This is a genomic window from Paenibacillus sp. GQ49, from assembly GCF_059759055.1.
Genome location: NZ_JCAXEL010000010.1, coordinates 1 through 14,302 on the forward strand (window position 1 = coordinate 1; position 14,302 = coordinate 14,302).

12 protein-coding genes are annotated in these 14,302 nt (G+C 47.0%); 3 read left to right on the plus strand and 9 right to left on the minus strand.

Going from position 1 to position 14,302, the window contains the following annotated elements:
• Positions 1-261 precede the first annotated feature (261 nt).
• A complete protein-coding gene (locus tag AC6CIF_RS17990) occupies positions 262-1,677 on the minus strand; it encodes an ATP-binding protein (protein ID WP_498200844.1) in 1,416 nt (471 codons plus the stop codon).
• 415 nt (positions 1,678-2,092) lie between these two features.
• Here AC6CIF_RS17990 and AC6CIF_RS17995 point away from each other — a divergent pair, with 415 nt between their 5' ends.
• Complete coding sequence (locus AC6CIF_RS17995; protein WP_498200845.1) at positions 2,093-2,428, plus strand: hypothetical protein; 336 nt, start codon at positions 2,093-2,095, stop codon at positions 2,426-2,428.
• 277 nt (positions 2,429-2,705) lie between these two features.
• Here the strand turns inward: AC6CIF_RS17995 and mglC are convergent, their stop codons facing one another.
• From mglC to AC6CIF_RS18030, 7 genes are all read right to left on the minus strand, one after another.
• Entirely contained in the window at positions 2,706-3,725 is a 1,020-nt protein-coding gene (gene mglC, locus AC6CIF_RS18000; RefSeq protein ID WP_036606383.1) for a galactose/methyl galactoside ABC transporter permease MglC, read from the minus strand.
• Positions 3,726-3,740: 15 nt separating this feature from the next.
• The gene (locus tag AC6CIF_RS18005; protein ID WP_498200846.1) at positions 3,741-5,246 is read right to left on the minus strand and encodes a sugar ABC transporter ATP-binding protein; all 1,506 of its coding nucleotides are present in this window, start codon (positions 5,244-5,246) and stop codon (positions 3,741-3,743) included.
• 74 nt (positions 5,247-5,320) lie between these two features.
• Positions 5,321-6,382, minus strand: a complete 1,062-nt coding sequence (locus tag AC6CIF_RS18010; RefSeq protein ID WP_498200847.1) for a galactose ABC transporter substrate-binding protein — start codon at positions 6,380-6,382, stop codon at positions 5,321-5,323.
• 161 nt (positions 6,383-6,543) lie between these two features.
• The gene (locus tag AC6CIF_RS18015) at positions 6,544-7,716 is read right to left on the minus strand and encodes a substrate-binding domain-containing protein (protein WP_498200848.1); all 1,173 of its coding nucleotides are present in this window, start codon (positions 7,714-7,716) and stop codon (positions 6,544-6,546) included.
• Positions 7,694-9,490: a sensor histidine kinase family protein gene (locus AC6CIF_RS18020; RefSeq protein ID WP_498200849.1), complete on the minus strand. Its 1,797-nt coding sequence runs from the start codon at positions 9,488-9,490 to the stop codon at positions 7,694-7,696. The genes AC6CIF_RS18015 and AC6CIF_RS18020 overlap by 23 nt, the downstream gene beginning before the upstream one ends.
• Positions 9,491-9,516: 26 nt before the next feature.
• On the minus strand, positions 9,517-11,250 hold the full coding sequence (locus AC6CIF_RS18025) for a response regulator (RefSeq protein ID WP_498200850.1): 1,734 nt from the start codon (positions 11,248-11,250) through the stop codon (positions 9,517-9,519).
• Between the two features lie 347 nt (positions 11,251-11,597).
• A complete protein-coding gene (locus AC6CIF_RS18030) occupies positions 11,598-12,500 on the minus strand; it encodes a tyrosine-type recombinase/integrase (protein ID WP_076214363.1) in 903 nt (300 codons plus the stop codon).
• Positions 12,501-12,668: 168 nt separating this feature from the next.
• Between AC6CIF_RS18030 and AC6CIF_RS18035 the strand changes: the two genes are divergently transcribed.
• Complete coding sequence (locus AC6CIF_RS18035) at positions 12,669-12,869, plus strand: cold-shock protein (RefSeq protein ID WP_017690333.1); 201 nt, start codon at positions 12,669-12,671, stop codon at positions 12,867-12,869.
• Between the two features lie 104 nt (positions 12,870-12,973).
• Entirely contained in the window at positions 12,974-13,246 is a 273-nt protein-coding gene (locus AC6CIF_RS18040) for an HU family DNA-binding protein (protein WP_076214360.1), read from the plus strand.
• A 324-nt stretch (positions 13,247-13,570) separates the two neighbouring features.
• Here AC6CIF_RS18040 and AC6CIF_RS18045 read toward each other — a convergent pair whose 3' ends face one another.
• Positions 13,571-14,215 (minus strand): Vat family streptogramin A O-acetyltransferase, encoded by a 645-nt coding sequence (locus tag AC6CIF_RS18045; RefSeq protein ID WP_498200851.1) that lies wholly within the window; start codon positions 14,213-14,215, stop codon positions 13,571-13,573.
• Positions 14,216-14,302 lie beyond the last annotated feature (87 nt).

Genomic DNA, 14,302 nt, shown 5'->3' on the forward strand with positions numbered 1-14,302 from the left:
TGAAAACAGGTCTGTCCCTAGCCATTTTTATGACTTATGGGACAGCCCCTTCAGCTCCGCTTTTTCAAGTTTTTTCTGTCCTCTCCGTTACGTGTAAATGATTAGTTCAACCCAATATAGTCTGATCTGAACCGATGTGGTCTCCGCACATTAGGTTAATCGAAATATTAAACGCCGCATGGGGTTCTTCAGGACCCATACGGCGTTTTTTTATTTTGTCTAATGACTACTTAATTGCTATCTCTGGGTAAGTTATATGATTTACGTCTCCATTGGCAGATGAAGCGTGAAGGTGGAACCCACCCCCATTTCGCTATGGACGGTAATTTTACCATTGTGATCCTGAACGATTTTCTGGCAGAGTGCAAGTCCAAGTCCCGTACCTTCTTCTTTGGTTGTATAAAATGGATTAAAGATGGTGGATAGCGAATTTTCCGGAATGCCGCTTCCTGTATCTGTAATTGAAATGAGTACTGCGTCTCCGTCCTGCAACAAATCCATATGAACCTCACCAGGGTCTGTCATTGCTTCAAAAGCGTTACGAATCAGATTGATCAATACCTGCACAATTTTATCTCGATCCATGATGATTACAACTGGCTCATCAGTCATTTCAAGCGTAATTTGATGCCCTCGGGATGCCGCATCTGACTCGGTCAAAGACATCACTCGTTCAAGGCAGAGACCCAAATGTTCAGGCTTCATGTGATTCGCATGTGGTTTGGAAAACTGCAAAAATTCAGCCGTCAGATCGGTTACTCTTGTCACCTCACCCATAATCACTTCATACCATGGCGCGATATTAAACGCTTGTCCACGTGACAACTGCAGGAATCCCCGAATTGCGGTAAGCGGATTTCGAATTTCGTGAGCCATACCTGCGGCCAGTTCACCCACAGCCCTTAGTCTTTCGGAACGAAATACTTCTTCTTCATTTTTCAGCCATTTGCTACGCTGTTGTTGAAGCAGCCTATCTTCAGCAACCGTCATAAAGTGCTGCAACGAATCCGACATTTCCGGGTACAGGGAGATGCTGTAGCTTACCTGGAGTCCTTGAAGCTGCACGGATAACAGTGACGACATTCGTTCTTCCACATCCTGTATCTCTGGCAAAACGACTGCAAATCGGTCTCCTGCATACCGGGATATGCCATAGGCCTCGGTGAAATGATTGCTGATCATCTGGCCTGTACCTGTGATCACCGTACACCAAGGATCTTCTGAATCTTTTTTAAAGCCGCTAAAGTTATTGACGTTCAAAAGGACAAGCAAAAAAGACCGTTGCTCTTCTACTGTCTTATGTAACATCTCCATGTAACCTTCGTAATTCAACAGTCCGGTAAGCGGATCATGCAGGGTCAGGAACCGATTCTTTTCCCGAAGCCTGCGCTTCTCGACCTCACTGTTGATTAAGGTATGATACAAAAAAATGATAACAACCGAGGTTAACAGGTCAAATAATGAAACCAGCAAAGCATATGTATCTACAGGCACATACGAAAGCCGAATCAACGTATATTGCAGCATAAGCAGCAACGAAATCGGCAAGCTCTGTGCCAACCTTGGTTTGTCCTGGATCATTGAAATAATGAGCATATAATACAGCATGTTGCACCAGTTCAGTTCACTGAAATAGTGGAATATCCCGAGAAAAACCCACTGAAATTTTCGCAGCACAGGATATCGTCTCTCCCCATAAATACTTGCTACCAATAATGTCGCCGAAAGTGACATTATTGCCATATTAGGGGTAAGCCTGAGAACATAAGAGGACAGAATGACAAGCAGACAACCTAGCGGGAATATCACCATTTTCATCGTGTAACTAAGCAAACAGCCTCGCCCCCTTTGACATAAAACTCACATCAAACAACTTATGTACATGTATTATATCGATTATGATTAGCTGATGTTGTCGATTAGTGGAGGCTCGTCAAATTCGCACGAATGTATAAATTATGAAGGCAATAGGACATATGATGTAATTGTAATCAACAAAAGTGAAACAATTCCTCTTCGCATAGATCATTATTGTGGTACAATACATTAATGGATTAATTTAGGATAAATACTTGGTTATGGAGGATATTACATGACAACACAACGAAAACCACTGGGCCCCGGAACGCTCTCTCTACTCGTACTATTGATGGGTCTTGCCTTTAACTTCCAATGGGGCAAAACAAATTTTATGATCAGTCATTATCTTTTAAACTTAATAAACATACCTATTTATAGCAACGGAACTCAAGGACTTCACATTCCTTTTGTAGTAGCAGCCCTCTTCTGGATTCCAGCCTTCTTGATCGCCAAAAAATATCGTGCGCATTTCGGTACAAGTGTATCTTATAACGTCGCCGGATTTATGTTGCTCTTATGCATCATTGGACCAGTTATCCCCGTTATCGATTGGATGGTCAATGGTTAAACAATTAAAGCCAGCTCTCTATATCCCGAGAGCTGGCTTCTTTGCTGCTTTTCCATATAAGATGAACAAATTATTTACACGATAACGTAGAGGACAGAAATAACCTGAAGAAGCGGAGCGTTCGCCTAAAAGCTTTCTGAAAGAAAGCTGCATCGGAAGCATAGGCTATCCCCGGATTTTCACTTCTTTAGAAGGGAATCAAAAAAATCTGGGGATAACAGCGATCAGAAGGTTGTTCTGTCATCGGAGTGACTGGTGTAACCTCTTGAGGCTCATCTTATTTTTTCGCCATATACTTACGGATATCAAAAGCCACCGCAGCAACAATGATCAATCCTTTGATAATCAACTGCCAGTATGGGCTCACACCAATAAACGTCAGACCATAGTTAATGACCCCGAAGATCAGCACACCCGCCATAACCCCAGGTACCGTTCCAATACCTCCCGCCGTTGATACGCCGCCTACAACACATGCGGCAATCGCATCCAACTCATACATGTTACCGTAATTGTTTGTTGCTCCACCTGTGCGTGCTGCCTCAAGCACACCACCCAAACCGTACAGTGCACCCGCAATGGCATACAGGGCAACCAGGTTGCGTGCCACATGAATCCCGGATACATGCGCCGCCTGAATGTTGCCACCAATCGCGTACATGTTTTTGCCGAGCCGGGTTTTGTTAAAGATCACCCAGCAGATTAACGCCACCGCAATCGCAATGAGGACAATATACGGGATGGAATAACCTCCGCCCAGATCAATGTATCCAGAGCCAATGACGGTAAAATCGGGTCTCAATCCTCCGATCGGCTGTGACTGGTTGGGTTCCGTATCAAAATAAATGGAGTTGAGTCCGTACACAGCAACCATCGTACCCAGCGTTGCGATAAAAGGTGGCACATGTAATTTGGCGACAATGAGTCCATTTACCAATCCCACGAATAGACCCGCGGTAATCCCGACAAGGATCGGCAGACCCACCCACAACTGGGGCAGATCGGGGAAGAAGCGATTGGCATACTCGTCAATTTGCAGCATCGATGCCGATACAACCGCCGTCAGACCAACCACCCGTCCAGCGGACAGATCGACCCCGCCCGTGACAAGGATAAAGGCTGCACCGAGCGCAATAATGGCCCGTGTGGAGGACTGCTGCAAGATGTCCCGCAGTGTGGAGAAGGCCAGAAAATTCGGATCGGCAATCGCGATACCAATAATGAGCAGGATCAGTACGATAAAAATGGCGCGCTGTGTTACATATTGTTTCACTTGATTGATCATCTGTGTGTTCATCTGTTTCCCTCCTGACTAAGCCATCCGCTGCTGCGCGGCCAGCCTCATAATATCCTGCTCAGTTGCCTCGGCTCCGTCCACTATCCCAGTGAGACGCCCTTCGCTCATCACCATAATGCGATCCGACATACCCAGCAGTTCGGGCATCTCCGAGCTAATCATGATAATGCTTTTGCCCTGACGAGCCAGTTCCGTAATAATGGTGTAAATCTCAAACTTGGCCCCTACATCGATTCCACGTGTCGGTTCATCCAGCAACAGAATCTCCGGGTCGGTCAGCAACCAGCGCGCTAGCAGAACTTTCTGTTGATTACCGCCAGACAGGTTTCGAATCAGCGTGTTAACTGAAGGCGTTTTGGTTCTAAACTTCTGCGTTTGCTCACGTGCCTCTTCGCGGCCCTTTTTCTCGTCCAGCAAGCCCACACGATTTCGGTAGCGCCCCAGACTGGCAATGATCGTGTTCTCATACACCGACAACACAGGGAATATCCCTGTAACCCTTCGTTCTTCCGTAAGCAACGCAATGTTATGACGCTTCGCTGCTGCGGGGGAGTTAATCTTCACCTTGCGCCCATGAATCGAAATCGTACCTGAAGCGAGTCCGCGCAGTCCAAACAAGGACTCAATCAGTTCTGTCCGCTGTGCTCCAACCAGGCCGCCAATGCCAAGCACTTCTCCTTTTCGCAGCTCAAAAGATACATCACAAAACGACTTGGACTGGCTTGATGTCAGACCCTCGGCTTTTAATATCACTTCACTGGGTACGTTCGTCCGTTCCGGGAAACGTTCGTCCAGATCACGGCCAACCATACGTGTAATGATCAGATCTGTTGTTAAATCTGCAGCATCCCAAGTTCCTACAACGAAACCATCACGCATGATCGTCACTTCATCCGAGATCGTCAGGATCTCCTCCATCTTGTGTGAAATATAGATAATGGATACGCCGCGACTGCGCAGTTCATTAATAATGGCGAAGAGTTGATCCACTTCCTTGCCTGTCAGGGAAGAAGTTGGCTCATCCATGACGATGACTTTGGATTGAAAAGAGACCGCCTTGGCGATTTCCATGGATTGAATTTTGGAGACAGACAGTGTTCCAGCCTGAGCCTTCGGATCAATATCCAGGTTCAAGTCCTTGAACAGGGCCAGCGTATCGGTATACATCCGTTTCTCGTCCACCAGTATTCCCCTCATCGGAAAACGACCCAGCCAGATATTCTCCATCACCGGACGATGCGGGACCGGATTCAGCTCCTGATGAATCATGGATATGCCTTGCTGAAGTGCCGCTTTGGAATTCGGAATATCCACATTCTTTCCTTCGATACGTATCGTTCCTTCATCCGGGTGATACATGCCGAACAGACATTTCATAAGTGTGGATTTCCCCGCTCCATTCTCTCCCATCAAGGCGTGAACCGTCCCCGGCTTCACTTTCAATGTGACCTGACTTAGTGCCTGCACACCCGGAAATGCTTTGGAAACTCCATTCATCTCCAGCAGGTAAGGTGACTCCATCTTGGTTCCTCCCTTCCATATGACCGGCAAAAAAGGGACGCTACCCGAATGTCGGACGTCCCTGTCTCGTGCTGTTATTGGGCGTCGGCGATGTTGTCTTTTGTAATCTTCTTGTATGCAATCCAGACGTATTTACCATCTGTAATGTCGTATTTGGTATTTTCCTTTGTTGGTGTCTCACCTTTGGCAAGTACGGAAGCCAGTGCCACCGTGGCTGCACCCTGATTCTTGGCATCATTAAGCACCGTGCCCAGCATTGTGCCATCCTGGAGAGCCTGAATGGCTGGAGCTGTTGCATCCACACCTACAACCGGCATGGATTTGCCATCTTTGAAGTAACCGGCTGCCTTCAATGCCTCAATGGCTCCCAAGGCCATGTCATCATTGTTTGCGAGAACAGCTTCGATCTTGTCACCATGCGAAGCCAGGAATGCCTGCATTTTCTCCTGACCTTTCACCCGATCCCACATCGCCGTGTCTTCCGCCAGTGCTTCCACTTCGATACCGGCATCCTGGATCGCCTGAACCGAATATTTGGTCCGAAGCTCTGCATCCTGGTGACCCGGTTCCCCTTTCAGCATGACGTATTGCAGTTTGCCATCGCCGTTTTTGTCCGCTTCCGGATGTGCTTTCCAGTAATCCACAACTAGCTGTCCAGAGATCGTACCCGACTCCTCCGCTTTTGCTCCTACGTAGTACACTTTATCCCACTTGTTCATATCTTCAGCTACTGGCTCACGGTTGAGGAATACCACCGGAATGTTCGCTGCCTTGGCCTTGTCAATGATGACACCTGCCGCCGTCCGGTCCACCGGGTTCACGGCCATTGCATTGTATTTCTTGGACACAAACAGATCCACTTTCTCATTCTGGGTCGGCTGTGCATTCTGGCTATCCACGATATCCAGAGTCGCAACACCTTCCGCTGCTGCGGTCATGGCATTACGTACACCCGTCATGAATGTATCATCAAATTTGTAGATGGCAACACCAATCTTCGGCGTTTCCGTACCGGCTGCTGTCTGGCCTCCTGTATCTGTTCCCGTACTTCCACCTGCACTGTCTCCGCCGCTGCTACACCCCGCCGCCACAACCATACATGCCGTAATCAACAGTGTCATCCATGTTTTCTTCATATCCTAATGACCTCCCCCAAGTTCATTCGGCTTCACCGATGTCTTTATTATGAAAGGGTTTACATTAAATTCGAATACAATATCTTCACCTGTTCTATCGAAATCTTCCTCAAGTTAACAAACACCTTAATTCTTCATTCAGCATTCGTTCCGGCATTGGTTCATTGTACAAAAGGAAACAACAGCTTCTGGTTATCCATCCAGAACATATTGTCTGTACTAACCAGCTTGGTCTCAAGTAACACTCTCGCTTGCACCTGTTGATTGTTCAGCCGCGCAACGGCTTGATTCAATCCCAGATAACCTGCACTGTATCCATTCTGGACGATGAGATGATCAAAGACCCCTTCTTGCAATTGCTCCAGTTGCTGTTGTTCACTGCCGAATCCAACAATCCTTACCTTGTCCGCAGATTTTCGTCGATTCAGTTCATCAGCTGCCCCCAGAGAAGCAGGTTCTTGAAGAGTAATGAAGCCATCCACCTCCTGCTGGTCCAGCAATTGCTTCGCAGTCTGCCAACATCCATCCCGTGTATTACATATCGATTTGGGTTCCACTTGAATATTAGGATACTGTACCAAGGCTTCCATAACTCCCTGCTCTCTCTGAATCAGACCAGAATTAAGAGGATCGGGGCCCAATAAGGCCACATGCCCTTTCCCTTCCAGAAGCTCCGCCATAGCCTGGCCGGCCTGTCTTCCCGCCTCAACATTATCCATCGAGATGAAACTGGTGATGCCTTTCACGGGGAATTCATCGTTAAGCACAATGACAGGAACAATGGTTCCATCGGAATTTGTTGTCTGTGCCTCCTGAATGATGTCACTAAGGGCCTTCTCACTTAGGGGATCAACCAATAGAGCTGATGCCCCCTGCTTCAGAGCCGATGCGGCGGCCTCCACTTGAGCCTGCTCTCGCGCACTGCGAGACAACGTTACACGTCCCACTTTGGCCTGCTTAACCTGTAACTGACTACCCACAGAGTCCAGAATGGCAGGCGTGTACACATCACCATCGGAAGGGTATGCTTCCACGGTAATCAGTTCAGCTCCACTCTCTTTGGCAGCCGCTTCGGCGCCAAGCCGGATAGCTTCCGCAAGTTCCCCTGTCCCAGCTGGCGTAATCAGCGCGATACGTGGCGGTGCTGCCGTAGCATCGGGACTCGATAGGCCACAGGCGCTGCATATGAGCAGACAGCAGCTTGCAGCTGTCTGGGTTACTAACCGATGTTTCCGGATTCCAGGGAAGCTCGTAGCAACCTTTTTCCAAAACTTACGGATATTCAATCCTTTAACTCTATGGGCATCGTTCCTATTCACTTGGTTGTCTGTCATCAGGCTCGCCCTCCTTCTGCTGCCATTGAATGGGAATCCGAACCCAGACCGTGGTGCCTTCTTCCAACTCACTTGCAAATTCAAGGCCATATGCCTCCCCATAATAGAGCCGGATTCGGTCATGTACGTTGCGTACAGCTACGCCTGATCCTGCACCGCTTTTGACAACCGGACTGCCACTCAATAATCCCGACATCTGTTCTTCCGTCATGCCGACCCCATTATCTGTAATGCGAAACACCAGCTTGTTGTCCTCACGATAAACATCAACCTCAATACTTCCTTCGTCCATGTGGTACTCGATGCCATGAACAATGGCGTTCTCAATTAGGGGTTGAAGCACCAGCTTTAATGTCAGGCAATCCAGAAGCGTATCATCGGCCTTAATCGTAAAGTTGAATTTGCGCTTGAACCTCATCTGCTGAATCGTCAAATAATGCTGCGCATGCTCCAACTCTTCCCTGATCGTAATGATCGTTTTACCTTGACTTAGACTGATGCGGAACAGGCGAGAGAGAGACGTGATCATCGTGATCACTTCCTCATTGCGGCTCATGCCTACCATGCGCACGACGGAATTCAGCGTATTATACAAAAAATGCGGATTGATCTGGGCCTGCAAGGCTTCCAGCTCCAGACGCCGCTTCTGTTCCTGTTCATGGATAATCTCATCCATCAAGGTGCGAATTTTATTGACCATCAGGTTGAAGCGACGGGATAAACGTTCTACTTCAAGCGGCCCAGTAGTAGGCAACTCCACGGTGAAATCTCCGCGCTCCACGGCCTTCATCTTACGTTCCATTCGCCGGATCGGACGAGTCAGACTGGAGGAAAGAAACAGCGATACGAGAATGACCAGCACCAGTACAACGACAAGTACACGAATGAGATATCCGTTCACTTCTTGACGAGTGGTCATAATCTCATCCAGATAAGCAACACCGACGATTTTCCACCCGATATTGGCAACGGACTTTACGGTATTCAGCCTTTTCTGCCCATCTGCTTCATCTTCGTAACTGCCGGAAGCCACCAAAGCCTGTTCGATATTCTCGCTTTTGAGTCCCATATACATCAATTGCTGCTGCGGATGGTACACGATATTGCCCGCACTCTCATCGATGATGTAGACATATCCCCGTTGCCCCAGGCTGACCCGGCGGCTCAGTTCATCCATCTGTTTGAAATTGATATCGACCAGCAAAATAACCTGCCGATCCTGACCATTCTGCCGTATCGTTATGCCTTTGCTCATGGAAACGACCCATTTATATGGGCCTGTGTACATGTTCTGAATATGAGGTAACGAGAAACTCAGGTGATCCGGCACACGAAGCGCAGACTGAAACCACCCTTGCTGTGTCACATGGGCACTTGGTTTTAATTCGGCTGTAGGTCGGTTCTTGAGCAATTTCCCCGTGGAATCAAGCAGAGTAATCGAGATGATATCTTCACGACTGCTGAGCAGTGTGTCGAGCTGTTTGTCCACCAGTTCCCCTTCCCATGTCCCGTCACGCAGCATGTGTTCCTCAATGGCACGGTACAGATGAGACATACTGCGGACGTAATCCTCCAAGTTATAACTGACCTGATCCACAATCTGTCTCGTTGTGAGTTCCGCACTTCGCTCGGCAGCCTGCGTGAACTTGTCATGCAGAAGCATCGCCATGATGGTCAGCACCAAGACGATGAAGACGGAAAAGGACCACGTTATAATAAACCGGATACTGCTGACTCTGGACGAACGCAGACGAGAGCGTAATTGAGGTCCCATGGACTTCACCCATCTGGACAAGAACTTCATCGGATCGAACCTTCACTTGCCGCCTGGGAAGCCTGTTTACGATATTCTTTCGGCGAGACGCCAATATGTTTTTTGAAACAAAAACTGAAGTAATTTGGTTCGGCAAAGCCAACTTGCTCCGCAATCTCAAACGACTTCAGCTCTGTCGAGCGAAGCAGTTCACGCGCTGCCTCCATTCGGATCTGCATCAGGTATTGCAGGAAGGTAAGTTGCACCTCTTTTTTGAAAATGCCACAAAAATAACCGGAGCTGATATGCAAATGCCCGCACACCTTCTGAATGGACAGGTCCGGGTCGGCATAATGCTCCTTGGTGAAGACTAACGCCTGCTCGACAATATCCTTATATACATGCTGGCGTCCGCTCGCAATGCGATGTTGCACGAGTAGACAGACCTCCTGTACCTTCTTCTGTGCCTCAGTGAGTCCCGGCAGTCGGAACAAATCCGCATACAACTGGAATCCTGCACCAAAGATGTCTTCCATCGCTTCTCCTGATGCCTGTGCAGCCTTCCATACTGTTGTTAATACTTCAATTAAATAGAGCTGAATATCACTTCGCCCGTGTTCCACGTTAATTTCCCGGAAAATGATCGCAAGTGCTTCCTCCAGCTCTGCTTGTGTACCCGCCTTGAGACAACGTGTCAGCGTCTGCTGCTTCAACTCGTCGAATCGCAGCTTGCCCGCCGTCTGTCTCTCCACGTCCGCAATGTATATGATTGAATCTGTCCCGGGTACAAGCCGATAATCCAACGCCAGCAGGGCATCTTCATAGGAATGATTCACATCCGCGAGTGTATCGACAATCTGACCAGATCCCACCGTAGCCGGGATACGTAAATAGTGGTTGATGCTGCGCATCACATTTTCCAATGCCTTCTGTTGCCGCTTCGCTCCATCTGTACCGCCCGTACGATCCACATAGAGCAGGACAATCGTCTCCTGATGCATAAAGGCATGACCAGCCCCATGCTCCGCCCAAACTTCTGCCGCAATGTTAAGTGCAGCAAAGCGTTTCAGTTCAGCATCCTCAGATTGACGCAAGGAACCTCCGGGAATGGATATCTCAGACTGATCCGCTACCTCGGATGTTGTTTTGTTATGTCGCTGTGAAGGCTCGCTGAATACTCCCTCAGACTTCTCCTTCTGCACATCTCCTTCCATATGCAGTGTCAATACGGACACACCATAACGTTCTCCTGTCAGCTCCAATCCGCATTGTTTGGCTTTACTATGAATATATGTCGAGGATTTCTGCCGATGGAGCAAGGTCGCCATCAGATCTGCCTGTAATAAAGGCAAACTGGTATGATAGTGCTCACGCAGCTGCTGTACATCTTCACGCTCAGCCACTTCAGCCGCCATCTGGGCGCGCAATCTTGTGAGCAGTTCGGTGAGATGTCCTGCCGAGAAAGGCTTCAGCAGATATTCATCCACACTTAACGAGATGGCTTGCCTCGCATAATCAAATTCATCATAACCAGTCAAAATGACCACCTTCACGAGTGGATTACGCTTCCTCAATCTTTGTGCGAGTTCCAGACCATTCATGAATGGCATGCTGATATCCGTCACCACAATGTCCGGCTCTACCCTCTCCGCCATCTCCAATGCTTCCCGCCCATTCTCAGCCAAACCGACTATCCGCAGATCGAGCGCTTCCCAATCGACCTCTACAACAAGTCCTTCACGCACATCTTCTTCATCATCCACCAGCAGTACCCGGTACACGTTTGGATTCCTCCCTTTTAATGCCTGCCTTATGCCCTACCAACGAATATAAACGAATATATATGTAGCATTGTGAATCCATTTGATTTCTTATTGCTCAACGAATTGAAGCAAAATGCAAAGGCTCAGCGTTGATCTGTTCCAAGGTTGCCATCATAATATACAATATTATCAGGGATATGTAATCGCTTTCTTTATTGGAGGTAAGGCAACCCTGTCGGGCAGTGCCTAAGTGAAATGTGAAGGATCGTATATGAATGCTAAAGGTAGGTTAAAGTAATACAAACACGGGAAATTTCGAAGTACTTCTAATAAGAGGTGTTTTGATTCTGACTATAATTCAGTCTTCATTCTTGTTCTTTACGATGATTCGTACTTAATGCTTTAAAATAAATCATGGTTGTATCTGGGTTGGTGTGTCCCATTATCTCGGCCAAACGGTGCAGTGGCGTATGCTCAGCCATGGCGTAGCCAAAACGATGACGCAGATCGTGTGAACTCAATCCTTCCAGCCCTGCTGTTATCATTACTTTTTTAATCAGGTGTCGCAATGCTCTCTCCGTTAAACGATCGTTTGTCTTCTCTGAAGGAAAAAGGTAAGCAGGATTGGTAGCAAGATCGGATAAGTACTGATTCAACATGACAACACACTGTATATTCAAAGGGATCTTACGTTGCACGTTGCGTTTATCGGCTCTCACTGTCAGGTGACCGCTTCGTCTACCAAGTTCGATATCCTGAGGCTTGAGGTTGCATACCTCCATCGTTCGCAAGCCTGTGTGAAACATTAGGGTCAGGATCGTCTGATCACGAAGGGAATTACCGTACTCCACTGCCGCGAGGAATGCCTGCTCTTCTTCAAATGTCATTCGGCGTGGACTTACTTTGTCTTCCGGAATGAATTTTAATGGTTTGGAAGGGTCATGACTGAGCCTGGATTCCAAGACAGCCCATTTGAAAAAACGCTTCAGCGTAATCAACCTCCGGTTAATGGTGGCTGGTTTCAATAACATAACGTTGTGAGCATTTTCACGATAACTGACTAAAGTGGATGTATCCACATCTTCAATTCGCAGTGAGAACTCTTCGTTGAGCATGGTGCTTTCCTTGTACCATTCGATAAAGTGTTTCAGATCACTTGTATATTCCTTCACGGTTTTGGGATGCAATTCTCCCTCATTGGCAAGCATATGTACGAATTCCTCTATCGTCGGTTCCCGCTGCACCGAAATCCCTGATGACTGATTCATTAGAAAATACCTCCAAATCTTGACTTATATTAGCGGACATGGTATTATCATATTAATCGATACATTAGCGGACATCAAGTTCGTGGTTTAAATGCACCAGGTGAGTGTCAATTTTAAATTATACTCGTCATAATGATCGGCTAAAAACTTATTTTTTGGAGGAATCACATGCAAACAGGTACAGTGAAATGGTTCAACGCGGATAAAGGATTCGGCTTTATCGAAACTGAAGAAGGAACAGATGTATTCGTTCATTTCAGTGCAATTCAAGGTGAAGGTTACAAATCTTTGGACGAAGGTCAACGCGTTCAATTTGAAGTAACTCAAGGTAACCGTGGACCACAAGCTGAGAACGTTACTAAACTTTAATTATATGAAAGCTGCCTTATTAATAAGGCAGCTTTTTATTTACACATATGTTGCACAGTAAAGAAAAGATTTCACATCCCAAGATTGAAAGCGAGGTATTCCCCATGGATAAAGAACAATTGATCACAGAAGTAGCTAAGGCTGGCGGTTTCTCCAAGAAGAATGCTGAAAAAGCTGTAACCGTTGTACTGGACTCGATTCTCGAAGCTCTCAAAGAAGGCAAAGAAGTTCAAGTTGTTGGATTTGGGAAATTCGAAGTACAGAAGCGTGAGGCAAGAACAGGAAAAAGCCGGAAAACAGGCAAAGAAATTCAACTACCTGCAGGTAAAGTTCCTGTATTCACAGCAGGCTTAAGTATGAAAGAAGCTTTAAATTAAACCACGTAACAACCCATTGAAAAGAGGTTTTTATTCAAACACACAATGATAATATGGATTTAAATGTCGTGTTTACTACCGTTGATGATATTATTAACTTTTACTCAGGCAAACAGACAAACTCGGATCATGCAGAAGCTCATACTCATTTAAAGCCCCCATCAGTACAGTCTGATTGCAACCTACGACCATCCACCCGCTAAATTAACATTTCATCTTGGACAACAAGAGGCCCTGATCCGCTCAAAACGGTCCAGGGCCTGATTTGCTTGGAAGCCGGCTCTGTCAGGAACCAGCTTTTTTTGTCTTTTGTGCACAACCATCCTATGTGCTGTTCAGAAGTTCGCGCAAGATCTGTAGATCATATGTAGAGACAAGACGTTCCAAATGCGTATCCAGCCATTCCTCGTCCTGATCCCACCACTTCAATTCCAGCAGCAGTGCAATCGTCTCTTCGTCAAAACGCATTTTAATAGTCTTGGCTGGATTACCACCAATAATCGTATAGGGTTCAATGTCCTTAACAACGGTTGAATTGGAGGCAACGATTGCCCCATCTCCAATCGTGATACCAGGCATGATCGTTACATTTTGTCCAAGCCATACATCGTTCCCCAGTACCGTGTCACCCTTATATGGAAGTTGTTCCAGTGTAGGTGTCACACGCTCCCATCCTCCACCAAAAATGTTGAACGGATACGTGGTCATACCCTCCATCCGATGATTCGCACCATTCATAATGAAGGTCACACCTTCCGCAATTGCACAGAAATTCCCAATGACCAGGCGATCACCAATAAAGTCATAATGATGCTGTATCCGGTCATAGAATTGCTCTGGCGGATTCGTGTTATCGCTATAATACGTATAATCACCGATGTCCACGTTGGAACGCGGCGGCAGGTTTTGAATGTAACACACCGTACGAATATTCTCATTCGGGAAAAGCTTTGTTTTATCAGGGGCCATATTGTAGTCCCTCCTTTTCCCTATTGTAACAGATATTATATCTTAAACGGACTAAGTGAGGTCTGGAGCTCTGTCGACACATCAGAC